Origin of the sequence: Citrobacter braakii (assembly GCF_002075345.1) — a bacterium.
Classification (GTDB): domain Bacteria; phylum Pseudomonadota; class Gammaproteobacteria; order Enterobacterales; family Enterobacteriaceae; genus Citrobacter; species Citrobacter braakii.
In genome coordinates this window covers 1-26,192 of record NZ_NAEW01000003.1, presented here as the reverse complement: position 1 = coordinate 26,192, position 26,192 = coordinate 1, and the positions used below count along the sequence as shown (strand labels likewise).

The 26,192-nt window shown below is 52.8% G+C and carries 27 protein-coding genes; 9 read left to right on the top strand and 18 right to left on the bottom strand.

The features are described from left to right. Positions 1-4: 4 nt before the first annotated feature. The gene (locus BZK42_RS07310) at positions 5-553 is read right to left on the bottom strand and encodes a 4Fe-4S dicluster domain-containing protein (protein WP_165499997.1); all 549 of its coding nucleotides are present in this window, start codon (positions 551-553) and stop codon (positions 5-7) included. Between the two features lie 2 nt (positions 554-555). Next, on the bottom strand, positions 556-2,889 hold the full coding sequence (locus BZK42_RS07305; protein WP_080858951.1) for a molybdopterin-containing oxidoreductase family protein: 2,334 nt from the start codon (positions 2,887-2,889) through the stop codon (positions 556-558). Positions 2,890-3,061: 172 nt separating this feature from the next. Between BZK42_RS07305 and BZK42_RS07300 the strand changes: the two genes are divergently transcribed. Next, positions 3,062-3,757, top strand: a complete 696-nt coding sequence (locus BZK42_RS07300; RefSeq protein ID WP_080858950.1) for a helix-turn-helix domain-containing protein — start codon at positions 3,062-3,064, stop codon at positions 3,755-3,757. 36 nt (positions 3,758-3,793) lie between these two features. Here the strand turns inward: BZK42_RS07300 and thiI are convergent, their stop codons facing one another. Then, positions 3,794-5,242 carry a tRNA uracil 4-sulfurtransferase ThiI gene (gene thiI, locus BZK42_RS07295; protein WP_005125147.1) on the bottom strand — a complete coding sequence of 483 codons (1,449 nt, stop codon included), beginning with the start codon at positions 5,240-5,242 and terminating at the stop codon, positions 3,794-3,796. 208 nt (positions 5,243-5,450) lie between these two features. Between thiI and xseB the strand changes: the two genes are divergently transcribed. Genes xseB through yajO form a run of 4 tightly spaced genes read left to right on the top strand, consistent with a single transcriptional unit; the run spans position 5,451 to position 9,511 of the window. Then, complete coding sequence (gene xseB / locus BZK42_RS07290; protein ID WP_016152040.1) at positions 5,451-5,693, top strand: exodeoxyribonuclease VII small subunit; 243 nt, start codon at positions 5,451-5,453, stop codon at positions 5,691-5,693. Then, positions 5,694-6,593 carry a (2E,6E)-farnesyl diphosphate synthase gene (gene ispA, locus BZK42_RS07285; RefSeq protein ID WP_016152039.1) on the top strand — a complete coding sequence of 300 codons (900 nt, stop codon included), beginning with the start codon at positions 5,694-5,696 and terminating at the stop codon, positions 6,591-6,593. Between the two features lie 24 nt (positions 6,594-6,617). After that, positions 6,618-8,480, top strand: a complete 1,863-nt coding sequence (gene dxs / locus BZK42_RS07280) for a 1-deoxy-D-xylulose-5-phosphate synthase (protein WP_080858949.1) — start codon at positions 6,618-6,620, stop codon at positions 8,478-8,480. Between the two features lie 56 nt (positions 8,481-8,536). Beyond that, positions 8,537-9,511: a 1-deoxyxylulose-5-phosphate synthase YajO gene (gene yajO, locus BZK42_RS07275; protein ID WP_080858948.1), complete on the top strand. Its 975-nt coding sequence runs from the start codon at positions 8,537-8,539 to the stop codon at positions 9,509-9,511. A 100-nt stretch (positions 9,512-9,611) separates the two neighbouring features. Here yajO and pgpA read toward each other — a convergent pair whose 3' ends face one another. The 6 genes from pgpA to nrdR form a co-directional block, all read right to left on the bottom strand. Continuing rightward, positions 9,612-10,130: a phosphatidylglycerophosphatase A gene (pgpA, locus tag BZK42_RS07270; protein ID WP_016152036.1), complete on the bottom strand. Its 519-nt coding sequence runs from the start codon at positions 10,128-10,130 to the stop codon at positions 9,612-9,614. Then, positions 10,108-11,085, bottom strand: a complete 978-nt coding sequence (thiL, locus tag BZK42_RS07265) for a thiamine-phosphate kinase (RefSeq protein ID WP_075846808.1) — start codon at positions 11,083-11,085, stop codon at positions 10,108-10,110. The genes pgpA and thiL overlap by 23 nt, the downstream gene beginning before the upstream one ends. A 77-nt stretch (positions 11,086-11,162) precedes the next feature. After that, positions 11,163-11,582, bottom strand: a complete 420-nt coding sequence (gene nusB, locus BZK42_RS07260; RefSeq protein ID WP_000801129.1) for a transcription antitermination factor NusB — start codon at positions 11,580-11,582, stop codon at positions 11,163-11,165. Between the two features lie 19 nt (positions 11,583-11,601). After that, positions 11,602-12,072: a 6,7-dimethyl-8-ribityllumazine synthase gene (ribH, locus tag BZK42_RS07255; protein ID WP_016152034.1), complete on the bottom strand. Its 471-nt coding sequence runs from the start codon at positions 12,070-12,072 to the stop codon at positions 11,602-11,604. Positions 12,073-12,158: 86 nt separating this feature from the next. Then, a complete protein-coding gene (gene ribD, locus BZK42_RS07250) occupies positions 12,159-13,262 on the bottom strand; it encodes a bifunctional diaminohydroxyphosphoribosylaminopyrimidine deaminase/5-amino-6-(5-phosphoribosylamino)uracil reductase RibD (RefSeq protein WP_016152033.1) in 1,104 nt (367 codons plus the stop codon). Between the two features lie 3 nt (positions 13,263-13,265). Beyond that, a complete protein-coding gene (nrdR, locus tag BZK42_RS07245) occupies positions 13,266-13,715 on the bottom strand; it encodes a transcriptional regulator NrdR (protein WP_016152032.1) in 450 nt (149 codons plus the stop codon). A gap of 153 nt (positions 13,716-13,868) precedes the next feature. Here nrdR and BZK42_RS07240 point away from each other — a divergent pair, with 153 nt between their 5' ends. Together BZK42_RS07240 and BZK42_RS07235 are read left to right on the top strand one after the other, a co-directional pair. Next, positions 13,869-14,408, top strand: a complete 540-nt coding sequence (locus tag BZK42_RS07240) for a SadB/YajI family lipoprotein (protein ID WP_016155853.1) — start codon at positions 13,869-13,871, stop codon at positions 14,406-14,408. Between the two features lie 298 nt (positions 14,409-14,706). Continuing rightward, complete coding sequence (locus BZK42_RS07235) at positions 14,707-15,570, top strand: nucleoside-specific channel-forming protein Tsx (protein ID WP_003021561.1); 864 nt, start codon at positions 14,707-14,709, stop codon at positions 15,568-15,570. Between the two features lie 45 nt (positions 15,571-15,615). Here the strand turns inward: BZK42_RS07235 and BZK42_RS07230 are convergent, their stop codons facing one another. From BZK42_RS07230 to queA, 7 genes are all read right to left on the bottom strand, one after another. Then, the gene (locus BZK42_RS07230; RefSeq protein WP_047357691.1) at positions 15,616-16,308 is read right to left on the bottom strand and encodes a helix-turn-helix transcriptional regulator; all 693 of its coding nucleotides are present in this window, start codon (positions 16,306-16,308) and stop codon (positions 15,616-15,618) included. A gap of 23 nt (positions 16,309-16,331) precedes the next feature. Then, entirely contained in the window at positions 16,332-16,697 is a 366-nt protein-coding gene (locus BZK42_RS07225) for a VOC family protein (protein ID WP_016152028.1), read from the bottom strand. Between the two features lie 169 nt (positions 16,698-16,866). Next, positions 16,867-17,838: a protein translocase subunit SecF gene (secF, locus tag BZK42_RS07220; protein ID WP_003021550.1), complete on the bottom strand. Its 972-nt coding sequence runs from the start codon at positions 17,836-17,838 to the stop codon at positions 16,867-16,869. A 10-nt stretch (positions 17,839-17,848) separates the two neighbouring features. Continuing rightward, complete coding sequence (gene secD, locus BZK42_RS07215; protein WP_003021547.1) at positions 17,849-19,696, bottom strand: protein translocase subunit SecD; 1,848 nt, start codon at positions 19,694-19,696, stop codon at positions 17,849-17,851. A 27-nt stretch (positions 19,697-19,723) separates the two neighbouring features. Next, the gene (gene yajC / locus BZK42_RS07210) at positions 19,724-20,056 is read right to left on the bottom strand and encodes a preprotein translocase subunit YajC (protein ID WP_003021544.1); all 333 of its coding nucleotides are present in this window, start codon (positions 20,054-20,056) and stop codon (positions 19,724-19,726) included. A 22-nt stretch (positions 20,057-20,078) separates the two neighbouring features. After that, positions 20,079-21,206: a tRNA guanosine(34) transglycosylase Tgt gene (gene tgt / locus BZK42_RS07205; RefSeq protein ID WP_003021535.1), complete on the bottom strand. Its 1,128-nt coding sequence runs from the start codon at positions 21,204-21,206 to the stop codon at positions 20,079-20,081. Positions 21,207-21,261: 55 nt separating this feature from the next. Next, a complete protein-coding gene (gene queA, locus BZK42_RS07200) occupies positions 21,262-22,332 on the bottom strand; it encodes a tRNA preQ1(34) S-adenosylmethionine ribosyltransferase-isomerase QueA (RefSeq protein WP_080858947.1) in 1,071 nt (356 codons plus the stop codon). 217 nt (positions 22,333-22,549) lie between these two features. Between queA and acpH the strand changes: the two genes are divergently transcribed. Together acpH and BZK42_RS07190 are read left to right on the top strand one after the other, a co-directional pair. Continuing rightward, positions 22,550-23,131: an ACP phosphodiesterase gene (gene acpH, locus BZK42_RS07195; RefSeq protein WP_019076154.1), complete on the top strand. Its 582-nt coding sequence runs from the start codon at positions 22,550-22,552 to the stop codon at positions 23,129-23,131. 168 nt (positions 23,132-23,299) lie between these two features. Continuing rightward, a complete protein-coding gene (locus BZK42_RS07190) occupies positions 23,300-23,902 on the top strand; it encodes a peroxiredoxin (RefSeq protein ID WP_003021524.1) in 603 nt (200 codons plus the stop codon). Positions 23,903-23,950: 48 nt separating this feature from the next. Here BZK42_RS07190 and BZK42_RS07185 read toward each other — a convergent pair whose 3' ends face one another. Both BZK42_RS07185 and BZK42_RS07180 read right to left on the bottom strand, forming a co-directional pair. Beyond that, on the bottom strand, positions 23,951-25,345 hold the full coding sequence (locus BZK42_RS07185; RefSeq protein ID WP_080858946.1) for a DUF3999 domain-containing protein: 1,395 nt from the start codon (positions 25,343-25,345) through the stop codon (positions 23,951-23,953). Continuing rightward, on the bottom strand, positions 25,342-26,192 hold an 851-nt coding region (locus BZK42_RS07180), incomplete at its 5' end, for a DUF2339 domain-containing protein (RefSeq protein ID WP_143329693.1). The genes BZK42_RS07185 and BZK42_RS07180, both read right to left, overlap by 4 nt.

Sequence of the window (26,192 nt, the reverse complement as noted above, 5' to 3'; positions counted from 1 at the left end):
CTCCTCAGTCCCGTGGCGCGATAATCACAATATTGGGCTTACTGATATTGTGATCAGGTAAGTTGTAGCGCTTCTCTAGTACCGTCCATTGGGTGGTATGCTCTTTGCGAAGATCTTCTATCTCGCCAAATCGTAAAACCCCCGCGGGACAAGATTCGACACAGCGTGGTTGTAAACCTTCATCCAGGCGTTCCGCACACAAATTACATTTACTGGTTTTCCCCTCTTCCGCATCGTAAACCGGTGCACTCCAGGGGCAGGCCATGATACACATCCGGCAACCGATACAACGTTCGTGGTCCTGTACAACAATCCCGTCAGCTCGTTTGGTATAAGTCCCGGCAGGGCACACTTTCATGCACTGAGGGTCATCGCAATGGTTACACGACATGCTGATAAAGGCTTGAGTATTAGGTTCATCTGTATTGTGCTCACGCACCCGCCGCCACAACACACCAAGCGGCGTCATATTTTCTGATTTGCAGGCCATGCTGCAGGTTTTACAGCCATAGCAGTTTTGCATATCAATAAGAAATCCATACTGTTTCGTCATGATTATGCCTCCCTTCTCACGTCAACTAACGTACTGTTACAACAGTGTCCATTGCCCAACAACTCGACCTGATCGTTGGTGACGTGGCTACTACTTCCCCCCTGTTGCTCCCACCAGCCGTTATCCAGGCTCACAACTCCCCGTTTTATATGCGTTGTAACATCGGCAATTGCTCTATGCTCTCCACGATGATTGAAAACAACAACCCACTCTCCGGCTTGGATCTGACGATTATGGGCATCTTCTGGATGAATCATAACGTTCGGGCGATTACGCTGAACCTCGAGGATCCATTCATTCATCCCGTGGCTCGAATGTACGCTACGTGCCAGTTTGCGCTGTACCGCCATTAACGGATAGTGGCTTGCCAGTTCAGGTGAACCTTTCACTGACTCTTTCACCTGTTTCCAGGTTACCACCGGCAGGAAGTCTTTTTTGGCCCACTCCTCGATATAAAAATGCGCCTTTCCAGTTGAGGTACGAAACTGCCCATCCTTAAAGGGGATCCAGTCTTCTTTAACGGGGCATACCGGCCCTTTTTTTAACATCTCACGGGTGATACCCGACCCTTTGAGGCAAGTATCAATGTAATGTTCAATGGGCTGATTAAAGACGTCTCCAAATCCAAAACGCTCGGCCAAGCGTGCGAAAATCCAATAATCCGGTTTAGCTTCTCCCGGTGGTTCCACCGCTTTCTCCATCAGTTGTACATAGTGGCTGCGTACCCCCGCCATTAAACTGACATCTTCAAAAATGGTCGTCACAGGCAGCACCAAATCGGCATGCAGTGCAGACGAACTCATCAGATTGTCCGCCACCACGACAAATGGCACTTTTTTAAAGGCTTCTCTGACCTGATTTGTATTCGGCAACTGCGTCATCGCCCCCAGTGTCATGTTCCACCAGAATTTTATTGGATGAGGTTTTTCGTTAACGATCCAGTCCCCAATTTTAGAAATGGGGATCGATGGAATTTTGGCAGCATTTGGCGCAGGGGGGATAATGGGCGAAAATTTCGCCATTTGCCTGACCCCCCCCGCATCACAGACCCCTGCACCAGGCTTACCGATATTGCCGGTTATCAGCGCCAGATAAAATTGGCTGGCAGCAACATAAGTACCAAACTCAGTTCTCTGTGCACCAGACATATTCTGAACTATCATCGCAGGTTGCGTGGAAGCATAGTCTCTCGCCAGGCGTAATACCGTTTGCGCAGGCACATCCGTTTCCTGCTCAACTTTCTGTGTCGTCCAGGGCTTCGCCTGCGCCCAAACGTTATCCAGTACGGTAGTAAAATCGCTCCCGTTGGGCAGTTCATCATTTAGCAATGCAGGAAGAACGCCCGGCACATCATGTCGCTTCACGCTTTGTGTCAGAGTATCAAACACCAGATAACTGTCTGCATCATGCGGATCGGCTCGCATTAGTTTCTGCTTAGCATCCACCAAATAAACTGCGCCAGTATGTTTTCGCAGAAAATTCGCATCATAGCGCTTCTCCTGCATAATGATGTTGATCATCCCTAGTGCCAGCGCGATATCCGTTCCCGGCACAATAGGCACCCACTCATCCGCTTTTGCTGCGGTTTCGTTAAACCGGGGATCGATTACCACCATTCGCGCTCCGTTACGCTGCGCATTTGAATAATCTTTGAAGTAAGCATGCATCGTAACGGCCGGGTTGTTCCCCCAGCAAAGGATATAGCGACTTTCCTTTATTGTGTCGCGGGTATCAGCATACCGTAAGCCCACCATTGGCATCATCGCAGCGGTGACGGCTGCGCAGCATAACGAACCAACATGTTTTGTCGATCCACCAAGATAATCAAAAAATGCCTTCCCCATATCATTTTTGATAGAGTCCATATTCCCTGAAGCTGCTGTTAGCAACAGGCCTTTATTGCCATCGGTAGCGATCGTTTCTCTGATTTTCTTTTCAATAAGCTCAAGCGCGGCATCCCAAGAAATCGGCTTAAATTTTCCTTCACCTTTTTCTCCCGTACGCAGCAAGGGTTGCGTCAGTCGTAGCGGGTGATACACCCATTTCGTTCGGCTAATCCCTCGTAAACAACATTTCACGTTAAAGCCTTTTGTCGCTTCAATTTTCATCAAACGATCTTTCCAGACATATGCCGTCAGGTTGCAATGCAAACATTCCATTGCACAGGTCGAACGAAATGTCTGGTAATCCGATTGCTGCAGACGAAACCGAGGCAGCGGTGCGCCATTGACCTGACGCAACCCTAGAAAGGTTGGACCTAATGAAGCCAGCCCCACCACACCTAGCCCTTTTAACAGGGTTCTTCTTTTTAAACGTATATTGCTCAAAGCATCCATGATCTTTCCCCCCAATGAAGTTCATCATTAGTGAACTAAAATTCACTAATAATTAACTTGAGGTGAGTCATGATCTAATCATTTAGAGGTAACGATCTTTTTGAACTATGAAAGCAGCACTGCTTTCTGAACTCAATGATATAATCGAGGAGTATTTAATAAGAGAACGCATATGACTGAAACATCACAAGGGATTAATTCGGTTGATATAGCCGTCAGCATTTTGACATTTGTCGCCAGTCAGAATGGTCAAGCGAGGGCAATCGATATCGCTACTGGGTGTGGTTTGTCGAAAAGCCGTTTACATAAATATCTTATCTCACTTTGTCGCACCGGCATGCTATGCCAAAACGAAAAAGGGCTTTACTGCCTGGGAGCAACCACACTGCAACTGACTGGAGGCCAAACCGGCGCACGCGATGCAATTGACGAGCTCAATACTATGCTGGTCACTTTTCGCGATACCTTTAACCACTCCACCGGGGTCGTCGTTGCTTCTGAAAATGGATTAATACTCAAACACTACAATCGCAGCTTTCGAAACGTCGATATCGATTTTCTGCCCAATACGCAGGTTCCACTTCATGCCAGTGCTGCTGGGCAAATTTTTATGAGCTTTTCTGATTATCAGGCGCAAAATCTGGCGCAGAAACAGTTGATTAGACAAATAATATCGCAGGGATACGCCGTGCGTTACAACCCAACTCAGGGGATCCCTGGAGCGCAATCTATCGCTTGTCCGCTTCAGAATAGTAAAGGTGAGCTCATTGCAATTGCTGTAACAATGGGTTTTTTTAGTGCCGAAGCCATTCCGCAAATTGCCAACCAACTGGTCAACAGCATCGCATCACTTCAGCCACAAGATTAGCGCAGCCCCGGCGCATAAAGCCGGGGCAGGCCTCAATTATGGGCGATATACCTTCACGTTTTCAAAGCCCTGCTCGCGCAGATACAGCGCCTGCAGACGGCTCATCACCCCGCGTTCACACCACAGCAGCCAGGTTTTACTCTGGTCCAGATCGCCGAATTTGGTGCTCAGTTTGTAGAACGGCAGAGAAACGACGTCCACACCGTCAACTTTCAGCGGTTTGTCATCCTGTTCATCCACAGAGCGGATATCCAGAATCACATCGTTCGGGCCGAAGCCGCTCACGGTTTCCACTTCCACCACGGTCTGCTGCGTCTGCTGGGCGATATCACGAATATCGATATTGTTCGCTTCTTCAACCACTTTATCGAGGATAGAGAAATCGAAGTTTTCTTCTTCGGCCTCAATCTTCGCTTTAATCGCTTTCACCGTCGGGCTTTTTGAAATCACACCGCAGTATTCCGGCATGGTACGGGCAAAGTCCTCAGTACCAATTTCACGCGCCAGATTAATGATGTGCTCCTTATCATGGGAGATAAGCGGGCGCAGGATCAGGGTGTCAGAAACGTTATCGATCAGGCGCAGGTTGGTCAGCGTCTGGCTGGACACCTGGCCCAGCGCTTCACCGGTTACCAGCGCCTGTACGCCGTAGCGCTCAGCGACTTTCGACGCTGCACGAACCATCATACGTTTAAGGACCACGCCCATCTGACCGTCGTCGACTTTCTCCAGGATCTCGCCAACCACCGGCTCAAAGTTGATCGCGACAAAACGCACGCGATGCGAGCTACCAAAGCGGTTCCACAGATAATGCGCCACCTGACGAACGCCGATTTCATGCGCTGCGCCGCCGAGATTAAAGAAGCAGTAGTGCACACGGCAGCCGCGACGCATCAGCATATAACTGGACACGCCGGAGTCGAAACCACCGGAAATCAGCGACAGTACATCTTCTTGCGTCCCGATCGGGAAACCGCCAATACCTTCATAGCGGCCTTTAACCAGCAGCAGACGGTCGTTTTCGATTTCAAGATTAACCGTCACGTCCGGCTTCGTCAGCTTCACGCGCGCGGATTCAATATGCTGGTTCAGTCCACCGCCAACATAGCGTTCCACCTCAATAGAGCTAAACTCATGCTTACCGCGACGCTTAACGCGTACGCAGAAGGTTTTGCCTTCCAGTTGATCGCGATACTGCACCAGCGCTTTCTCGAAAATATCGTGCATATCGGTAAACGGCACGTCTTCAACTTCGAGAATATGGTGGATCCCCGGAATACGGGTCAGCGCGTCGCGAATATCCAGGCGCTGGCTTTCATCTTTAGCGCGAACCTCAACGTGATCCCAGTGGCGGACAACGGCAAGGTCTTCATCATAGTGCTTTAAAACGTTACGAATGTTCCCTGTCAGAATTTTTATAAAGCGCAAACGCACAGATTGGCTTTTGATGGTGATTTCTGGGAACAATTTAATGATAAACTTCATGGCGGCAATGGTTCTTTGGCAAGTCTGAATGACTTGTAATGGAAAAAAATACAGCAGCCCATACCCTGCGGCTGCATCCAGGCGCGCAAGTATACCACCATCATGGTCATCCTGTGCACATCGCCTTACCATTGTGCGTTATTTGCTTATCAGTGCGAGTCCGTTACCATAGCCTTGTGCTGCCAATACAGAGAGTCAGACATTCATTATGCCGAAGAAAAATGAAGCGCCAGCCAGTTTTGAAACAGCGCTGAGCGACCTGGAACAGATTGTTACCCGTCTGGAAAGCGGCGACCTGCCGCTGGAAGAAGCGTTGAACGAATTTGAACGTGGCGTACAGTTAGCACGTCAGGGACAGGTCAAGTTGCAGCAGGCTGAACAGCGCGTACAAATCCTGCTGTCAGATACTGAAGACGCCGCCCTTACGCCTTTCACACCGGATAATGAGTAAATGGATTTTACGCAGCAGCTACAGGCTTGCGTTGAGCAGGCCAACCAGGCACTGAGCCGTTTTATCGCGCCATTGCCCTTTCAGAACACTCCCGTGGTCGAAACCATGCAATATGGCGCATTATTAGGCGGTAAACGTCTGCGCCCGTTTCTGGTGTATGCGACCGGTCAGATGTTTGGCGTCAGCCTGAGTACGCTTGATGCTCCCGCTGCCGCCGTCGAGTGTATCCATGCCTATTCGCTGATGCACGATGACTTACCCGCGATGGACGACGATGACCTGCGCCGCGGTCTGCCGACCTGCCACGTAAAATTTGGCGAGGCTAATGCGATCCTGGCCGGAGATGCGCTACAAACGCTGGCGTTCTCCATTATCAGCGACGCCCCGATGCCGGAAGTTTCTGACCGTGACCGCATCGCGATGATCTCTGAACTGGCCCAGGCCAGCGGTATCGCCGGTATGTGCGGCGGTCAAGCGTTGGATCTGGACGCTGAAGGCCATCAGGTAGAATTGGATGCGCTGGAGCGTATTCACCGCCATAAAACCGGGGCATTGATTCGCGCCGCCGTGCGTCTGGGTGCGTTAAGCGCTGGCGATAAAGGGCGAGAATGCCTGGCAATACTCGACAAGTACGCAGAAAGCATCGGTCTGGCCTTCCAGGTTCAGGATGACATCCTGGATGTGGTAGGCGATACTGCAACATTGGGTAAACGTCAGGGTGCTGACCAGCAGCTTGGCAAAAGTACCTATCCTGCACTTCTGGGTCTTGAGCAAGCCCAGAATAAAGCCCGGGATTTAATTGAGGATGCCCGCCAGTCGCTAAGTTTGCTGGCCGCACAGTCACTCGATACCTCGGCACTGGAAGCGCTAGCGGACTACATAATCCAGCGTGATAAATAAACCAACATATCCCATGAGCTTGCGATGAGTTTTGATATAGCCAAATACCCGACCCTGGCGCTGGTCGACTCCACTCAGGAGTTACGCCTGCTGCCAAAAGAGAGCCTGCCAAAGCTTTGCGACGAACTGCGCCGCTATTTGCTCGACAGCGTAAGCCGTTCCAGCGGGCACTTCGCCTCTGGTCTGGGCACGGTGGAACTCACCGTAGCGCTGCACTACGTCTACAACACCCCGTTTGACCAGTTAATCTGGGATGTGGGACATCAGGCTTACCCGCACAAAATTCTGACCGGCCGCCGCGATAAAATCGGCACCATTCGGCAGAAAGGCGGTTTGCATCCATTCCCATGGCGCGGTGAGAGCGAATATGACGTACTGAGCGTTGGGCACTCCTCAACCTCCATCAGCGCAGGTATCGGTATTGCGGTTGCCGCCGAGAAAGAAGGCAAGGAACGCCGTACCGTTTGTGTGATTGGGGACGGTGCAATCACCGCAGGCATGGCATTTGAAGCGATGAACCACGCGGGTGATATTAAGCCCGACATGCTGGTTATCCTCAACGACAACGAAATGTCGATTTCAGAGAACGTCGGCGCGCTGAACAATCACCTGGCGCAACTGCTCTCAGGCAAACTCTACTCCTCGCTGCGCGAAGGCGGGAAGAAAGTGTTCTCCGGTGTACCACCGATTAAAGAACTGCTCAAACGTACCGAAGAGCACATCAAAGGCATGGTTGTACCGGGTACGCTGTTTGAAGAGCTGGGCTTTAACTATATTGGTCCGGTGGACGGTCACGACGTGCTGGGGCTTATCACCACGCTTAAGAACATGCGCGATCTCAAAGGTCCACAGTTCCTGCACATCATGACCAAAAAAGGTCGTGGCTACGAGCCAGCGGAAAAAGATCCGATTACGTTCCACGCGGTACCCAAATTCGATCCATCCAGCGGATGTCTGCCGAAAAGCAGCGGCGGCCTGCCGAGCTATTCAAAAATCTTCGGTGACTGGCTGTGTGAGACCGCGGCGAAAGACAATAAGCTGATGGCGATCACCCCGGCGATGCGCGAAGGCTCCGGTATGGTGGAGTTCTCACGTAAGTTCCCGGATCGCTACTTTGATGTGGCGATTGCCGAGCAGCACGCGGTGACGTTTGCAGCCGGTCTGGCGATTGGCGGTTATAAGCCGGTCGTGGCTATTTACTCCACCTTCCTGCAACGCGCTTACGATCAGGTACTGCATGATGTCGCCATCCAGAAACTGCCGGTCCTGTTCGCCGTCGACCGGGCGGGTATCGTTGGCGCAGATGGACAAACCCACCAAGGGGCGTTCGACCTCTCTTTCCTGCGCTGTATCCCGGAAATGGTCATTATGACCCCAAGCGATGAGAACGAATGTCGCCAGATGCTGTTCACCGGCTATCACTACAACGACGGTCCAATGGTCGTACGTTATCCGCGCGGTAACGCGGTGGGTGTTGAGCTGGCGCCGCTGGAACATCTGCCAATCGGCAAAGGCATCGTGAAGCGTCACGGTGCGAAAGTGGCGATTCTCAACTTCGGCACCCTAATGCCGGAAGCCGCTCAGGTCGCAGAGTCACTGAACGCCACGCTGGTTGATATGCGCTTTGTGAAACCGCTGGATGAAACGTTGATCCTCGAAATGGCAGCCCAACACGAGGTGCTGGTCACCCTCGAAGAGAATGCCATTATGGGCGGCGCTGGTAGCGGCGTAAACGAAGTGCTAATGGCCCATCGCAAGCCTGTTCCGGTGCTGAACATTGGCCTGCCTGACTTCTTCATCCCGCAGGGAACTCAGGACGAGGCTCGCGCCGAGCTGGGACTTAATGCCGCCGGAATTGAGGCCAAAATCAAGGCCTGGCTGGCATAATCCCCTCCCCGCTCCTGCTATGCTTAACTCATCACGAGCATAGCAGGAGTGGATTAATGAAATACAACACCTTAGGAAAAACCGACCTACGGGTCTCCCGCCTTTGCCTGGGTTGCATGACGTTTGGCGAGCCCAATCGCGGCAATCACGCCTGGACGCTACCAGAAGAAAGCAGCCGCCCGATAATCAAACACGCTCTTGAAGGCGGCATTAACTTTTTTGATACCGCCAACAGCTACTCCGCTGGTAGCAGCGAAGAGATTGTCGGCCGCGCGCTGCGTGATTTCGCCCGCCGAGAAGAGGTCGTGGTCGCCACCAAGGTTTTTCACCAGGTTGATGATTTAGCGGAAGGATTATCCCGCACACAAATCTTGCGCTCAATCGACGATAGCCTCAGACGCCTGGGTATGGACTATGTGGACATCCTGCAAATTCACCGCTGGGATTACAATACGCCTATCGAAGAAACGCTGGAAGCCCTTAACGACGTAGTGAAAGCCGGTAAAGCTCGCTATATTGGCGCCTCATCCATGCACGCGTCTCAGTTTGCTCAGGCGCTGGCTTTACAGAAACAACACGGCTGGGCGCAGTTCGTTAGCATGCAGGATCACTACAACCTGATCTACCGTGAGGAAGAACGCGAAATGCTGCCGCTTTGCTATCAGGAAGGCGTCGCGGTGATCCCTTGGAGTCCGCTGGCGCGTGGTCGCCTGACGCGCCCCTGGGGAGAAACGACCGCACGTCTGGTTTCTGATGAAGTCGGTAAAAATTTATACTCTGAGAGCGATGAAAACGACGCGCAAATTGCCGCGCGGCTGACCGGTGTCAGTGAGGAATTAGGCGTAACGCGTGCGCAGGTTGCGCTGGCCTGGCTGCTGAGCAAACCGGGTGTGGCAGCGCCGATTATCGGCACTTCACGCGAGGAACAGTTGGATGAGTTACTTAATGCGGTGGATTTGACGCTGAAGCCAGAGCAGATTGCCGAGCTGGAAACGCCGTACAAACAGCATCCGGTGGTCGGATTTAAATAATCTGGCATTGCCCGATGGCGCTGCGCTTATCGGGCCTACGAAACCGACATCGTGTTTCCAGGCCGGATAAGGCGTTTACGCTGCCATCCGGCAAGCCCATTTAAATGATACCTACCGGCCAGTGATGGCCGATAAAATACAAAATTCCGGCAGAGAGTATTCCGGCCACAATATCATCAATCATGATCCCCGTACCGCCATGCACGTTGCGATCGAACCAACGGATCGGCCACGGCTTCCACATATCCAGAATACGGAAAATCACAAATCCGGCGGCGACCCACTGCCAGTCGTGGGTCGGCAGCGCCATCAGGGTTATCCACATCCCGACAAACTCGTCCCAGACAATGCTACCGTGATCGTGCACGCCCATATCTTTCGCCGTTTGATGGCACAGATAAACGCCGATACAGATAGACAACATGACCACCAGTGAATACAGCTGCCACGGCAGAAACGTCATTAAATACCAAAAAGGGATCGCCGCCAGCGATCCCATCGTGCCTGGAACAATTGGGCTCAGCCCGCTGCCAAAACCGGTGGCCAACAGGTGCCACGGATTGCGCATACTCAGGCGGCTTTTGGCGACATCTTTTTTAAGGCGCGGCAAAATGGTCATATCCTTTCCAGTCGAACGTGACGGGTTTTCCGTCGCGCGTAAAGTGAATGCCTTCCACGTCCGCGCTCATCTGCCCAATGCAGGTAAACGATGCACCGAGATTTCCCAGCGCCACGTCCAGTGCGCCACGGTTAATTTCCGGTACGGTAAAGCATAACTCATAATCTTCACCCCCCGAAAGCGCCCAGCGCAGGGCTTGTTCCGGCTCAACGTGTTGGGCAAATGCCGTGGAATATGGCAACGCATCGACGTTAACCCGTGCCCCACAGCCGCAGGCATTGACGATATGCCCCAGATCGGAAATCAGGCCGTCGGAAATATCGATAGCCGCACTGGCCAGATCGCGCAGGGCTTGTCCCTGCAAAATACGCGGCGTTGGACGCAGATGACGTTTAAGCAGATAGTCTGCGTCTTTTGCATCTGCCACCTGCAAGCGATCCTGCAAAATCGCCAGCCCGGCCGCGCTGTCGCCCGGCGTACCGGTCACATAAATCCAGTCCCCCGGTTTCGCACCGGAGCGTTTTAAGGCCCGTCCAACAGGGACGTAGCCGTGGATACCCAGCGTCATCGACAGTGGCCCACGCGTGGTGTCACCACCTATCAGCTGCATATCATAGTAATTGAGGAGTTCAAACAGGCTATCGCTGAAGGCTTCAAGCCAGGCTTCATCGACGTCAGGCAGTGTGAGCGCCAGCGTCAGCCACGCAGGATCGGCTCCCATCGCCGCCAGATCGCTCAAATTCACCGCCAGCGCTTTCCAGGCGAGATCGGTGGGATCAATGTCGGGGAGGAAGTGGTTGCCTGCCACCAGCGTATCAGTGCTGATCGCCAGCGTTTGTTTTTCAGGGATGTTCAGAAGTGCGCAATCGTCACCAATACCGGTTTCGACATCAAGACGAGACGTTCTTACGCGGTCAAAATAACGGGCAATCAGGGAAAATTCGCCGCATGCCATACGTTATGCCTCAGCAGAAAAAAAAGAAAAAGCCGGGGGCAGCGGAAACAAGTTCCACCATCCAGCCGGCCTCGGGATTACTTTTTGTTGGGGCGAATCACAGGTGCTGCTTTATCCAGTACGCCGTTCACGAATTTATGGCTGTCTTCAGCGCCGAAGGTTTTCGCCAGTTCAATCGCTTCGTTGATGGCCACTTTGTACGGCACATCACTACGTTTAGACAGTTCAAACAGCGCAATACGCAGCACGGCTTTTTCTACCTGACCCAGCTCTTCCAACAGACGAGACAGATAAGGCTTCATTAATCCATCCAGGTACGCGCTGTTAGTCGCCACCCCGGACAGCAGTTCACGGAAATACAGAACGTCGACATCTTTTACGTCCTGTTCCGCCAGGAACTGGTATTCAACATCAGCGATGTCGTTCTGGGACAACTGCCAGGAGTAGAGCGCCTGGACGGCACACTCACGGGCGCGGCGACGAGCAGCAGGTTTCACGGATTTCCCCTTACAAAAATCAGGCCTTGATGGCTTTCAATACATTAATCATTTCAAGTGCAGTCAGTGCAGCTTCTGCGCCTTTGTTGCCAGCTTTAGTGCCAGCACGTTCGATGGCTTGTTCAATACTTTCGGTGGTCAGAACACCGAAGGCTACCGGAATGCCACTGTCCTGAGCGACATGCGCCAGGCCATTGCTTGCACCGCCAGCCACATATTCGAAGTGCGCGGTACCACCACGAATCACCGTACCTAACGCAATCACCGCGTCGTATTTACCGGATTTTGCAAGTACTGAGGCTGCCAGCGGCAGCTCATACGCGCCCGGAACCCAAACGACGGTAATGTTTTCATCTTTAACCTGACCAATACGTTTCAGGGCGTCGATCGCACCTTCCAGCAGGCTGTCATTGATAAAGTTGTTGAAACGCGCAATGGTGATGGCGACGCGAGCGTCCGGGGTAGCAACGTTAGCTTCAATAATGTTCATATTCTTCCTTCGGATTCACTAGACCCCGCAGGGGGGCGGATTTTATCATAATAATCTGTGCGCTGCTTCCCTTTCGAACCGGGAGATCATGCGCCCACTAAATGCAGGCAAAGGTCCGGACCTACATGGCGTATTTCGTTGAATTTGAAATGGGGGGCGTCAGCCAGTTTCTCAAGGCCTGGAAGCACACATAATCCTCGTGCATCGCTGCCTAACAGTTTAGGCGCAACATACACGATTAGCTCATCGACCAGACCGGCCTGTAATAACGCGCCCGCAAGCGTTGGACCTGCTTCAACCCAAATGCTGTTAATTTGCTGCTTGCCCAGTTGCATCATCAGCACCACCAGATCCAGATGCCCGTTATGTTCCGGCACCTTCAGGCTGCGCACCGTCTCCGGCCAACTACGAGGATCATCTTTTGTCCGGGCAATCCAGGTTTCTCCAGGCTGTTGCACAATACGGTGTTCCGGCGTGACCTGATTCTGGCTATCAACAACAATGCGGATAGGCTGGCGCAGATTTTCCTGCGGGTAACTCGCCTGGGTTGACTCCCCAAGTTCCGACCAACGCACGGTAAGCTGAGGGTCGTCAGCCAACACCGTAGCGCTGCTGGTTAAGATGGCATGGCTTTGCGCCCGTAATCGTTGCACATCGCGACGCGCCTGCGGCGAGGTTATCCACTGGCTTTCACCACTGGCCATCGCCGTACGCCCATCAAGCGACGCACCAAGTTTAAGCTGCACGTAGGGGAATCCCGTACGCATACGCTTGAGAAAGCCTTTATTAAGCTGCTCAACCTCGCTCATCATCAGCCCGTGACTGACGTCAATGCCCGCCTGCTGCAAACGGTAGAGACCACGACCTGCTACCTGCGGATTGGGATCCTGCATCGCTGCTACCACACGTGACACGCCTGCGGCAATCAGCGCATCGCAGCACGGGGGTGTACGACCATGATGGCTGCAGGGTTCAAGCGTTACATAGGCAGTCGCCCCTTGCGCTTTTTCTCCAGCCATGCGCAGAGCGTGGACTTCGGCATGCGGTTCGCCCGCGCGGTGATGATACCCTTCACCGACGATCTCCCCATCTTTGACAATCACGCAGCCCACGTTGGGATTGGGGTGAGTGGTAAAACGTCCGCGCGCAGCAAGCTTCAGCGCGCGCGCCATGTACAATTCATCCTGCATGGCTTAGTCCTGTAGGCGAGCAATCTCTTCGCCAAATTCTTTGATATCTTCGAAACTCCGGTAAACCGAGGCAAAGCGGATGTAGGCGACTTTATCGAGTTTTTTCAACTGCTCCATCACCAGGTTGCCGATCATTTTGCTCGGCACCTCACGCTCGCCAGTCGCACGCAGTTGTGATTTGATATGGTTCAACGCCATTTCGACGTCATCTGAGCTGACCGGACGTTTCTCAAGCGCTCTGAGCATGCCGCTGCGCAGCTTATCTTCATTAAAGGGTTCACGCACATCGTTGCTTTTCACAACGCGCGGCATGACAAGTTCAGCCACTTCAAAAGTGGTGAAACGTTCGTTACAGACCAGACACTGCCGACGGCGGCGTACTGAGGAGCCCTCGCCTACAAGACGAGAGTCAATTACCTTAGTGTCTACGGCGAAACAGAATGGGCAATGCATACGGCGTCCTGTCCTCAGTGGTTAACAGAAATCTATTTTACCCTGAACTGGCGTGACAACAAAGGCGCAGCGCTTTTGAGACAAAGGATCGATGCCTTCGTGCTCGGTGCGCACTACCATTATGCTATCGCGACAATGAAGGAAGTAATCACAATGACAAGACGTTACCTAAGAATTCTCCTGGTGGGAAGTCTCTTTAGTCTTAGCGCATGCGCACAGCAAAGCGAAGTACGCCAGATGCATCAAAGCGTTAGCACGTTGAATAAAGAGATGACACAGCTAAATCAGGAAACGGTAAAAATTACACAACAAAATATGTTGAATGCCAAATCAACCAGCGGAGCCTATCTGCTGCCGGGTTCCAATACACCAGCCCGACTGGACAGCCAGATTGGCATGTTACGGATGTCACTTGTCAATATTGCGCCGAACGCCGACGGCACGCGGCTTACATTACGTATTCAGGGTGAATCCACTACGCCTTTACCCGCCTTTAGCGCCACCGTCGAGTATGGACAAATTCAGGGCACCACGGATAACTATCAGGAAACGAACGTTCAGAACCAATTGGTAACGGCCCCGGCAAGTATCCTTGCTCCCAGCGACGTAGACATTCCGCTGCAGATAAATGGCCTCTCTCCGGACCAGTTAGGATTTGTTCGTATCCACGACATCCAGCCTGTTAATCAATAAACTTTTTTGCGGGACGTTTTGTGCGTTCCGCAACATCACTCCGGCCCGTTTTGTTACTCACCTGACATAACCGATATTTCTGGTAAAACTTGGCAACATTCATGGGAGCCAGTACAATTCGCCGCCTAAAGTAAGCAAACGTGAACGCAATCGATTACGTAAATGATAGAACTGTGAAACAACACATATTTTTGTGAACAATGATTTTTATAATAGGCTCCGAAGAAACACGAAATATTTAGAAACGCAATTTGCGCCTTTTTCACTCCCGAAAGGGATTTCAAACAGTGGCATACATATGAAAAAAACATTACTTGCAGCCGGTGCAGTGCTGGCGCTCTCCTCGTCTTTTACTGCCAACGCTGCAGAAAATGACAAACCGCAATATCTGTCCGACTGGTGGCACCAGAGCGTCAACGTAGTGGGAAGCTACCACACCCGTTTCTCCCCGAAACTGAACAACGACGTTTATCTGGAATACGAAGCGTTTGCCAAAAAAGACTGGTTTGACTTCTATGGCTACATCGATATTCCGAAAACCTTCGACTGGGGTAACGGCAACGATAAAGGCATCTGGTCTGACGGTTCCCCGCTGTTTATGGAAATCGAACCGCGTTTCTCCATCGATAAACTGACCGGTGCTGACCTGAGCTTTGGTCCGTTCAAAGAGTGGTATTTCGCCAACAACTACATCTACGATATGGGTGATAACAAAGCCAGCCGCCAGAGCACCTGGTATATGGGTCTGGGTACCGATATCGATACCGGTCTGCCGATGGGTCTGTCCCTGAACGTGTATGCTAAATACCAGTGGCAGAACTATGGCGCATCCAACGAAAACGAGTGGGATGGCTACCGTTTCAAAGTGAAATACTTCGTGCCGATCACCCAGGTTTGGGGCGGCCAACTGACCTACATCGGCTTCACCAACTTCGACTGGGGCTCCGATTTGGGTGATGATCCGAACCGCACCAGCAACTCTATCGCTTCCAGCCACGTCCTGGCGCTGAACTACGATCACTGGCACTACTCCGTAGTAGCGCGTTATTTCCATAACGGCGGCCAGTGGAAAGGTGGAGATACTCTGAACTGGGGCGAAGGCGACTTCAGCGCGAAATCTACCGGTTGGGGTGGTTACCTGGTCGTAGGTTACAACTTCTAATCCTGCCAATTTATCGCAGACAAGCCAGCTTAACCGCTGGCTTTTTTATGGCTGGTCTTCACAGCGTACTTTACGTAAAAAGTCACTTAGCGAGCGATCTGCAGATTCACGAAAATGCCTGTCGAGCGGCGTGATCTTCAGACACCGATCAACACGAAAGCAGCGATAATCGTCACGTTTCTCACACCAGGCAACCAGCAACCAGTGCTCACCCCAGAAAAATAACCCCAGCGGCTGAACGTCGCGCCAGGAGAGATTCCCGGACTCGTCGCGATAATGCAGCGCCAACACATGCTGCGCCGAAACCGCGCGATGTATGAGATCAAAAGCACTGCGTGAATGCGGCTGATTGCCAAAATCTGGCGCGAAAACCCGCGTTTGCTCGGCTCTGCGCCGACACTCTGGCGGCAATATCGCCAGCACTTTTTCCTGCGCGGATTCCAGCGCCTGTGAAAGTGAATCCCCGCCCCATGTTTTCAGCAACCGAATCGCTACCATTAACGCTTCTGATTCGCGATGCGTTAACATCAACGGCGGCAGATCAAACCCCGCCATTAAGCGGTATCCACTGCCCACTTCTCCTTCAATGGGCACGCCGGATAAAGAGAGATCGCGGATATCGCGATAAATCGTCCGTTCAGAAACCTCAAGACGTTCTGCCAGCAGCGCCGCCGTTGTCACTCGCCTGCCACGCAGGATTTGTACAATCTGAAACAAGCGGTCGGCGCGTCTGGTCATTTTAATCCTCAGTCCTGAAAATATTACGCGGGTTGATGTAAACCAACGCGATTGCCTTCGCTGTCAGTAAACAGCGCAATAGTGCCAATATCCTGCCCCAGTTCGAGCGGACCAAACACGCACTGACCGCCAGCGGTGGCGACGCGTTTAAGCGTTGCAGCCAAATCGTCCGTATGCAGATAAATAATAGCGCCCTGCGCTGAAGGCGTAATACCGTCAAATTTAGCCAGCGCCCCGCCGGGAGCGGGATCCTGATGTGGAAATACGGCCAGCTCCGCGCTGTCCATATTCTCACGACGCAAAGAAACCTGCATCACTGGCTCATAAAAAGCAATGGCGCGCTCCATTTGTGCCACGGGGATTTCAAACCAGCTAATTACGTTATTCATACTTCCTCCTGCCTGTGTGGGTAATCTCAGAAGGACTATAAGACAGGGCTACTGACAGCATACTGTCAGTAGTATGGCGACCGGAAAAGATAATGGACTGCTAGCAAATCGCAGGCAAAAAAAATCCCGACCTTGCGATCGGGATTCCAGTATCTTCACTCTTAATAGTTTAAGGCAGAATTGACGGTTGATCCGCCCCTTCTTTCTCAACCTTCTGCTGCAGCATGTGCTCACGCTTCATACCCAGCTTCAGCGCCAGCGCCGATGCTACGTAGATAGAAGATGCAGTACCGATGGAAACACCGATCAGCATCGTCAGCGAGAAGCCTTCCAGTACCGGACCACCGAACAGGAACAGCATCAGAATAACCATCAACGTCGTACCGGACGTAATCAACGTACGGTGCAGCGTCTGAGTCAATGACACGTTAAAGATTTCGTAAGGCGTACCGCGACGAATTTTGCGGAAGTTTTCACGAATACGGTCAGATACGACGATACTGTCGTTCAGCGAGTAACCGATTACCGACATCAACGATGCGACGATAGTCAGATCAATCTCGATATGGAACAACGACAGGATCCCAAGTGTGATAATCACGTCATGCGCCAGAGCGATAACTACACCTGCCGCCAGTCGCCACTCAAAGCGGAAACCGACGTACACCAGGATGGATATTAACGCCGCCATCAGCGCCATTGCACCGGTTTGCGCCAGGTCCGCACCCACGCTCGGACCCACGAATTCAATTCGTTTCACCGCGGCGTTTTGGTTGGTGGATTCGTTAATCACACTCAACACTTTGCTGCCCAGTACCTGACCGCCGTCTGCGCCTTCAGTTGGCGGCATACGCACCATAATGTCGTGGCTGCTGCCGAAGTTCTGCAGAAGCGGATCAACAAAGCCCGCTTTCTCCAGCGCATCGCGCATCACGTCCATATCGGCCGGTTTTTCCAGCGTGATTTCAATTACCGTACCACCGGTGAAATCGAGACCCCAGTTAAACCCACGTACGCCCATCACCACGATGGCCGCAATCAGCAGGAAACCTGAAATGCCGAAAGCCCAGTAGTCCCAGCGCATAAAGTCCCAGACTTTACGGCCGTGGTTCAATTGTTCAACAGTATATTCCTGTGCCACTTCGCACTCCTCAGATTGACAGCTTTTTGACGCGCTTGCCGCCATACAACAGGTTTACGATGGCACGTGTACCGACAATCGCGGTAAACATCGACGTCGCCACACCAATACCGGTAGTAATCGCGAACCCTTTAATTGCCCCGGTGCCAACTGCGTACAGGATAATGACCTTAATCAGCGTCGTAATGTTCGCATCAAAGATGGAGCTAAATGCGCCCGCATAACCTTCATTGATGGCCTGCTGCACCGAACGCCCGTTACTCAACTCTTCTTTGATACGTTCGTTAATCAGTACGTTCGCATCGACCGCGACAGCAAGGGTTAAGACGATCCCCGCAATCCCCGGCATACTCAGCGTAGCGCCCGGCAGCAGCGACATAATACCGACAATCAGTACCAGGTTAGCAATCAGCGCACTGGTCGCGATCAGACCGAACTTCTTATAGAAGAAGATCATGAACAGGATAGACACCACCAGACCGGCCAGACACGCTTCCAGACCCTGTTTAATGTTCTGCATACCCAGGGTAGGACCGATGGTACGTTCTTCAACAATCTGAATCGGCGCAATCAACGCACCGGCACGTAACAGCAGAGAAAGCTGACGCGCTTCGTTCGGGTTGTTAATACCGGTGATACGGAAGCTGTTGCCCAGGCGAGACTGGATGTTGGCGATGTTAATCACCTCTTCCTGTTTCACCAGCACTGCGCGACCGTTGGCATCTTTTTTACCGCTGTCTTTGTACTCCACGAACAGGGTCGCCATCGGCTTACCGATGTTGTCCTTGGTGAAGTTGGACATGATGTTACCACCCGCGCTATCCAGCGAGATGTTAACCTGCGGCTGATTGTATTCGTCCTGGCTGGAAGTGGAGTCGGTGATATGATCACCGGTCAGGATCACGCGTTTGTACAGCACAACCGGCTGACCTTCACGAGACTGTTTCACTTCCGAATCACCCGGTACACGCCCGGATGCCGCAGCAGACTGGTCAACGTTGGTGTTCACCAGACGGAATTCCAGCGTCGCGGTAGCGCCCAGAATTTCTTTCGCACGCGCGGTATCCTGAATGCCTGGCAGTTCGACCACAATGCGGTCAGCACCCTGACGTTGGACCACCGGCTCAGCAACACCCAGTTGGTTAACACGATTACGCAGAATGTTGATGTTCTGCTGTACCGCGTACTCACGGGCTTCGCTCAGGCGCGCATCGGTCATCACCGCACGCAGAGCATTGCTGCCCTGGCTGGAAATAACCAGATCCTGGTGACGCTTGCTCAGGTAAGAGATAGCTTCATCACGAGCGCTGCTATCACGGAAGGTGATGCTCAGACCGTAGTTATCTTCTTTGCGAACGGTAGTATAAGGAATGCCTTTTTCACGCAGATCGCTGCGCAGGCTATCGATATTTTGTTCCTGCAACTTACTCAGCGCGGTGTCCATATCTACTTCCATCAGGAAGTGAACGCCGCCACGCAGGTCAAGACCGAGTTTCATCGGTTCTGCGTGAATGGCTGCCAGCCAGCGTGGAGTTGCCGGTGCAAGGTTAAGCGCCACGACGTATTGATCGCCCAATACGCCCATTAACACTTCACGAGCGCGCAGTTGGGTATCAGTGGAGTCGAAGCGCGCAAGAATAGCACCCTCTTCCAGAGCCACAGACTTAGGTGTGATTTTATCTTCTTGTAACGTTTTCTGGACCTGGATCAGCGTTTGCTCACTGGCGGCGGCACCGCGCACGCCAGTGATTTGAACAGCCGGATCCTCACCATACAGGTTGGGAAGCGCATAGAGCAGACCGACGACAATAACGACGATCAGCATGACATACTTCCACAAAGGATAACGGTTTAACACGGCAGTTCCCTTTGGGAAAACAATAAATTACAGCGCCTTCATGGTGCCTTTCGGCAGAACGGCAGCTACGAAATCACGTTTAATAACCACTTCAGTGGTGTCGTTCAGCGCGATAGCGATGTAGCCAGATTCTGCTACTTTGGTCACGCGACCCACCAGACCACCGTTAGTCAGCACTTCATCGCCTTTCGCAATGGAGTTCATCAGATTTTTGTGTTCTTTGGTGCGCTTTTGCTGCGGGCGCAGGATCATGAAGTAGAAAATCAGACCAAACACCACCAGCATCAGAATCAGAGACATCGGGCTGCCCTGCGCCGGAGCACCTGTTGCCGCTACCGCATCAGAAATAAAAAAGCTCATTCAAATTCCCTCATTATTAAAATTAATCAACGTTCACAGGTGGAACTGGTCTACCCTGACGTTGGTAAAAATCGGTCACGAAGCTCTCTAATTTACCCTCTTCAATAGCCTTGCGTAAACCCGCCATCAAACGCTGGTAGTAGCGAAGGTTATGAATCGTGTTGAGTCGCGCGCCCAATATTTCGTTGCAACGGTCGAGATGATGCAAGTAAGCGCGCGAATAATTGCGACAGGTGTAGCAATCACACTCAGCATCGAGCGGACTGGTGTCGCTTTTATGTTTCGCGTTACGAATTTTTACCACGCCGTCAGTCACAAACAAATGACCATTACGGGCATTTCGCGTTGGCATCACGCAGTCAAACATATCGATACCGCGACGTACGCCTTCAACCAGATCTTCTGGTTTGCCGACGCCCATCAAGTAACGAGGTTTATCTGCCGGAATCTGTGGGCATACATGCTCCAGGATGCGGTGCATATCTTCCTTCGGCTCACCGACAGCCAAACCGCCGACAGCGTAGCCATCAAAACCGATGTCTACCAGACCTTTAACGGAGATATCACGTAAATCTTCGTAAACACTGCCCTGAATAATGCCAAAAAGCGCATTTTTGTTGCCGAGGCTATCAAAACGATCCCGACTGCGCTTCGCCCAACGCAGAGACATCTCCATCGAGCGTTTAGCATAGTCCCAGTCGGCCGGATACGGTGTACATTCGTCGAAGATCATGACGATATCGGAACCGAGATCGTATTGAATCTCCATTGATTTCTCGGGATCGAGGAAAATCGGATCGCCGTTGATCGGGTTACGGAAATGCACGCCCTGCTCGGTAATCTTACGGATATCACCCAGGCTGAAAACCTGGAAGCCGCCGGAATCGGTGAGGATTGGCCCTTTCCACTGCATAAAATCGTGCAGATCGCCATGCAGTTTCATGATTTCCTGTCCCGGGCGCAGCCACAGGTGGAAGGTGTTACCGAGGATAATCTGCGCGCCAGTTGCTTCAACTTCTTCCGGCGTCATGCCTTTCACGGTGCCGTAAGTACCGACCGGCATAAAAGCAGGTGTTTCTACTACGCCACGATCAAAAACCAAGCGGCCGCGGCGAGCGCGACCGTCTGTGGTATCCAGTTCAAATTTCATCTTAACTCCTGCGTCAGAAAAACAGTCCGACGTTTTAAATACTCATATCGCGGATTTATTCCCCGACACGCTCAGAAATAGCCTGCGGATTGTACGTGATAAACATCGCATCACCGTAACTAAAAAAGCGATATTCCGCTTTTACCGCTTCATGATAGGCGTGCATGGTGTTTTTATAACCAGCAAACGCGGAAACCAGCATGATCAGCGTTGATTCCGGTAGGTGGAAGTTGGTTACCAGGGCATCAATCACCTGATATTTATAGCCAGGATAAATGAATATTTGCGTATCGCCGAAAAACGGCTCGATAAGGTCGTTTTTGGCCGCCTGTGCCGCGCTTTCCAGTGAACGTACGGAGGTGGTGCCCACCGCAATCACGCGGTTGCCGCGCGCTTTCGCCGCCAGCACAGCATCAACGACATCCTGCGGCACTTCCGCATATTCGGAGTGCATGATGTGATCTTCGATGGTGTCTACGCGCACCGGCTGGAAAGTCCCCGCGCCCACGTGCAGCGTGACGAACGCCATTTCAATGCCTTTATCGCGCAGCTTAGCCAGCAGCGGATCGTCAAAGTGCAGACCCGCAGTCGGCGCGGCGACCGCCCCCGGTTTTTCGCTATACACGGTCTGATACAGCTCGCGATCGGCATCTTCATCCGGACGGTCAATATACGGTGGCAGCGGCATATGGCCGATGGCGTTAAGGATATCCAGCACGCTGCGCTCGTCGTTAAACTCGACTTCAAACAGCGCGTCATGGCGTGCCACCATCGTTGCTTTAATACTTTCGTCGTCGCCCAGCAGCAGCTCGGCCCCCGGCTTCGGCGCTTTCGAGGCGCGAATATGCGCCAGAATACGTTTGTCATCCAGCATACGCTCGACCAGCACTTCAATCTTGCCGCCGCTGGCTTTACGGCCAAACAGACGCGCCGGAATAACGCGGGTGTTGTTAAAGACCAGCAAATCGCCAGGGTTGAGCTTATCGAGCAAATCGGTGAAAGTACCGTGCGTCAGCGCACCCGTCGGCCCGTCCAAAGACAGCAAGCGGCAACTACTGCGCTCAGCTTGCGGATAGTGGGCAATCAGGAATTCGGGTAGTTCAAAGGTGAAATCGGTAACGCGCATGACACTGACTCAGACTAAAATAAGAGGCGGGTAGTCTAGTGCCGGGGCGTCCTCCCTGCAACCTTTACCCCTCAAGTTAAAAGACATAATCTATACACAAAATCATTCAAGATGCATCGAGGCGGCAACTGAATGAGTCCCCGGGAGCTTACTCAAGTAAGTGACTGGGGTGAGTGAAGGCAGCCAACAAAGAGGCAGTTTGAAGGATGAAGTGGATATGAATTTTCTTGCACATTTGCATCTGGCTCACCTCGCCGACAGCTCGCTTTCCGGCAATTTGTTGGCCGACTTTGTCCGGGGCAATCCGGAAACGCACTATTCGCCTGACGTGGTGGAAGGCATCTTCATGCACCGTCGTATCGACGTGATGACCGATAACCTGCCGCAGGTGCGTGAAGCCAAAGAGTGGTTTCGCAGCGAAACGCGCCGTGTCGCGCCGATTACGCTGGACGTAATGTGGGATCATTTTCTGTCGCGCCACTGGTCGGAAATATCCCCCGACTTCCCGCTGGCGGACTTTGTCCGCTATGCACGCACCCAGGTGACCACTATTTTGCCTGAATCGCCACCGCGCTTTATCAATTTAAACAACTATATGTGGTCAGAGAAATGGCTTGAGCGCTATCGGGACATGGATTTTATCCAGAACGTCCTGAATGGCATGGCCAGCCGCCGCCCACGACTCGATGCCCTGCGTGACTCATGGTATGACCTGGATACGCATTACGATGCGTTAGAGGAACGGTTCTGGCAGTTTTATCCGCAAATGATGGAACAGGCGCAGCGTAAAACCCTTTGACTACAGCCCGTATTAGCCGCCGGATAAGCAGTAGCCGCCATCCGGCAAAAGATTGATAGACAAAACCTGTCTCATTGATTGCCAGCGCCTCTTTGTCTTATTCGCGAACACTCTCTATACTGGCCCGCGTTGCGTTCCAAAAAACCCTTAACATTGCAGGAGAATTATATGGTACTGGTAACTCGTCAGGCTCCGGATTTCACAGCAGCTGCGGTACTGGGTAGCGGTGAGATCGTTGAAAACTTCAACTTCAAACAGCATACCAACGGTAAAACTACCGTTCTGTTCTTCTGGCCGATGGACTTCACCTTCGTTTGCCCGTCTGAACTGATCGCTTTCGACAAACGTTACGAAGAATTCCAGAAGCGCGGCGTGGAAGTTGTTGGCGTTTCCTTCGACTCTGAATTTGTCCACAACGCATGGCGTAACACCCCTGTCGACAAAGGCGGCATCGGTGCAGTGAAATACGCAATGGTTGCTGACATCAAACGCGAAATCCAGAAAGCCTACGGCATCGAGCACCCGGAAGCGGGCGTTGCTCTGCGCGGTTCTTTCCTGATCGACGCTAACGGCGTTGTTCGCCACCAGGTGGTTAACGATCTGCCGCTGGGTCGTAACATCGACGAAATGCTGCGCATGGTTGACGCGCTGCAGTTCCACGAAGAGCACGGCGACGTTTGCCCGGCACAGTGGGAAAAAGGTAAAGAAGGTATGAACGCGTCTCCGGACGGCGTGGCAAAATACCTGACCGAGAACGTTTCCAGCCTGTAATTGGCATGAATCGTAAGAGGCCCGCAAATGCGGGCCTTTTTTATTGGTCTATGTCGGATTATCCTTTTTCACTTCACGCCAGATTCGCCACGCCATAAGCGCCAGTACGGCGACCCCAAGAATTAACGCCCCCCACACCAACAACGTTTTCCACTGGCTTTGTTGCTCAGCTACTGACGTTGCCGTCAATCGCGCTTCACCACCAAGCGCCACGCTCTCCTGAAGAGTCGCCCACGGTAGATAATCTATCTCCTGCGATTTACGCAGCGACGCCGGGATCAGCATATCGAGACCAACATCTGCCTTTTTCGCCGCCCTGTTTCCCCACGCCAGCATATAAGGCCCTTTGCCCTGCGTATTAAACACCAGTTGATAACTGTCGCGCATGCCGCTCAACTCAGGCAGCCTCTCTGGCAAGCGGGCGTTAATGGTCGTCATCCGGACGGCCTCAACCAACTGACCGGAAAGATGAATATCTTCCGCACTCCTCCAGTCCAGATTGTAAAGCATGGTTTTTGTCAGCGGCTGCCAGGGCTCTTTTTCAGCGCTGCGCCAGGCCAGTTCCACCGGTAAAACACCTTCACTTTCCAGATCGATGCGAAGCGAGGTCAGCGGCTGGGGCTGCGCCCATCGCCAGACGGCTTCGTCATCCGAAACCTTATTCCCCTGGGCTTCAATCACGATACGCTCGGATTCCGGCTCGCTGCTGGCCGCTATCGCGCTCACGCTGTTTAACGTCAGCGCCGGACTTTGCGAGTCGAGGATCACAAGCAGGTAGCGAGTCGCCTCCACAGAGAGCGTGAGGCTGGCGCTGATGGTGTCCATTTTCAGGCGATCGTTATCACGCGTCAGATCCATTAACGGCGCATCTTCCTGCACGGGTCGCCAGTAGCGCAAATCACTGCTTGCATAAACCGAGGCTTTCCCCTGCCAGTTGCCCGCCTGCGAGTCCCAGTTCAGGCGTAACTGCGCCAGTGAAAAGGCATCTTTCGTCTCTTCCGGGAGCGTCAGTAAATAGCTCTGGCCGAGCGCTTTGACATCATCACTTTGCAAATGAATTTCAATGCCGCTCTTCGAGCGTAAAACAATAGCGTCTCCGCCTCGTTGCCCCTCCTCACGCGGCACAACCGGTGACATATCAAGCGGGAAAAAACGCAGCGCCACTGCCTCTGGCGTAACGGGCTGGGTTTTCTGCGCCACCAGAGTAAACGGCACCGTCTCCCCCAGATGGTTAAAGACCCGGACATCGCGCAAATCCGCCCAGGCGGTACCCGGATACACCGCCGGAGGTAGCGAAAGGCGATACCACGGCGATGTGCCCGTAGTTTCCAGCGTCACCCCCGTTACGTAGTCCGCCGGAGACTCTTTCACTTCATCGCTGCTTACCGCCGCGCCTGTCACGCCCAGCAGTACGCTGCATAACACCGCTTTCATCCATTTCATTTTTCTTCTCCAGCTTTGGGCGGTAATGGTGAAAAATACCCGATAATCAACACCAGAATGGCCACACCGATAAACGCAACCGCGCGCGCCAGGCCGCCTCCTCCTGCGCTGTCCACCAGCATCAGTTTCACAATGACTATCCCCAGCAATACCGCGCCACACAGCCATTCCCGATGCGAGCGGCGCCGGGTCGCCCGCAGCATCACCACCAATGCCGCCAGCATCCAGAACAGAGCAAAACAGGTTTGAATCAGCCGTGAATCCCATAGTGTGTCTACACGCCACGCAACCTCGCCATACCAGGACAATGCGCGCAGCAGCACACCATTGAGCCACCAAAAGCTGAGCGCCATCAGCGCCACAACCGGCCATGGGCGACATACCGAAAGCTGCGCCGGGAAATAGCGTTCAGACGCGCGATAAAACACCACCAAGCCCAGCAGGGCAAAAGCTGCGCCCTCTTCCAGCGGGTTGAGCAACGGCAGATAAGTCTGACGATAAACCACGCCATCTTGTAAATTGGTCAGCACGAGCAGACCGACCAGCACCAGCACAACGGGAACCATCGCCTGAACAGAATAGAGGGTAGGCCAGATGCGAAACGGCCAGATTTGTCGATGAACAGACTGATAAATCAGGAAAATAAGCAGCCCGCCAGCCGCCATCATCAGGCCGCTACCCCACGCTGCCCTTCCCCACGGCAGCCCCTGCGCGAACCAGAACAGCTCAACCGCGAGCGCCAGTAAAATCATCCAGAAGAACGATAAATGCGCCAGTCTGGAAAGCATTGGCGGTAATATTTGTGCGTCACGCCAGAGCAGCGCTACCGCAACAAATAGCGCCGCGC

Excerpts from the sequence above, each read along its gene's own strand:
- BZK42_RS07240 (WP_016155853.1), top strand. The coding sequence starts at position 13,869 with ATGACAAGACGTTACCTAAGAATTCTCCTGGTGGGAAGTCTCTTTAGT.
- dxs (WP_080858949.1), top strand. The coding sequence starts at position 6,618 with ATGAGTTTTGATATAGCCAAATACCCGACCCTGGCGCTGGTCGACTCC.
- ispA (WP_016152039.1), top strand. The coding sequence starts at position 5,694 with ATGGATTTTACGCAGCAGCTACAGGCTTGCGTTGAGCAGGCCAACCAG.
- BZK42_RS07310 (WP_165499997.1), bottom strand. The coding sequence starts at position 553 with ATGACGAAACAGTATGGATTTCTTATTGATATGCAAAACTGCTATGGC.
- BZK42_RS07300 (WP_080858950.1), top strand. The coding sequence starts at position 3,062 with ATGACTGAAACATCACAAGGGATTAATTCGGTTGATATAGCCGTCAGC.
- pgpA (WP_016152036.1), bottom strand. The coding sequence starts at position 10,130 with ATGACCATTTTGCCGCGCCTTAAAAAAGATGTCGCCAAAAGCCGCCTG.
- thiL (WP_075846808.1), bottom strand. The coding sequence starts at position 11,085 with ATGGCATGCGGCGAATTTTCCCTGATTGCCCGTTATTTTGACCGCGTA.
- xseB (WP_016152040.1), top strand. The coding sequence starts at position 5,451 with ATGCCGAAGAAAAATGAAGCGCCAGCCAGTTTTGAAACAGCGCTGAGC.
- yajO (WP_080858948.1), top strand. The coding sequence starts at position 8,537 with ATGAAATACAACACCTTAGGAAAAACCGACCTACGGGTCTCCCGCCTT.
- acpH (WP_019076154.1), top strand. The coding sequence starts at position 22,550 with ATGAATTTTCTTGCACATTTGCATCTGGCTCACCTCGCCGACAGCTCG.
- nrdR (WP_016152032.1), bottom strand. The coding sequence starts at position 13,715 with ATGCATTGCCCATTCTGTTTCGCCGTAGACACTAAGGTAATTGACTCT.
- BZK42_RS07305 (WP_080858951.1), bottom strand. The coding sequence starts at position 2,889 with ATGGATGCTTTGAGCAATATACGTTTAAAAAGAAGAACCCTGTTAAAA.
- yajC (WP_003021544.1), bottom strand. The coding sequence starts at position 20,056 with ATGAGCTTTTTTATTTCTGATGCGGTAGCGGCAACAGGTGCTCCGGCG.
- BZK42_RS07225 (WP_016152028.1), bottom strand. The coding sequence starts at position 16,697 with ATGAATAACGTAATTAGCTGGTTTGAAATCCCCGTGGCACAAATGGAG.
- BZK42_RS07230 (WP_047357691.1), bottom strand. The coding sequence starts at position 16,308 with ATGACCAGACGCGCCGACCGCTTGTTTCAGATTGTACAAATCCTGCGT.
- thiI (WP_005125147.1), bottom strand. The coding sequence starts at position 5,242 with ATGAAGTTTATCATTAAATTGTTCCCAGAAATCACCATCAAAAGCCAA.
- BZK42_RS07185 (WP_080858946.1), bottom strand. The coding sequence starts at position 25,345 with ATGAAATGGATGAAAGCGGTGTTATGCAGCGTACTGCTGGGCGTGACA.
- queA (WP_080858947.1), bottom strand. The coding sequence starts at position 22,332 with ATGCGCGTTACCGATTTCACCTTTGAACTACCCGAATTCCTGATTGCC.
- ribH (WP_016152034.1), bottom strand. The coding sequence starts at position 12,072 with ATGAACATTATTGAAGCTAACGTTGCTACCCCGGACGCTCGCGTCGCC.
- ribD (WP_016152033.1), bottom strand. The coding sequence starts at position 13,262 with ATGCAGGATGAATTGTACATGGCGCGCGCGCTGAAGCTTGCTGCGCGC.
- tgt (WP_003021535.1), bottom strand. The coding sequence starts at position 21,206 with ATGAAATTTGAACTGGATACCACAGACGGTCGCGCTCGCCGCGGCCGC.
- BZK42_RS07235 (WP_003021561.1), top strand. The coding sequence starts at position 14,707 with ATGAAAAAAACATTACTTGCAGCCGGTGCAGTGCTGGCGCTCTCCTCG.
- BZK42_RS07190 (WP_003021524.1), top strand. The coding sequence starts at position 23,300 with ATGGTACTGGTAACTCGTCAGGCTCCGGATTTCACAGCAGCTGCGGTA.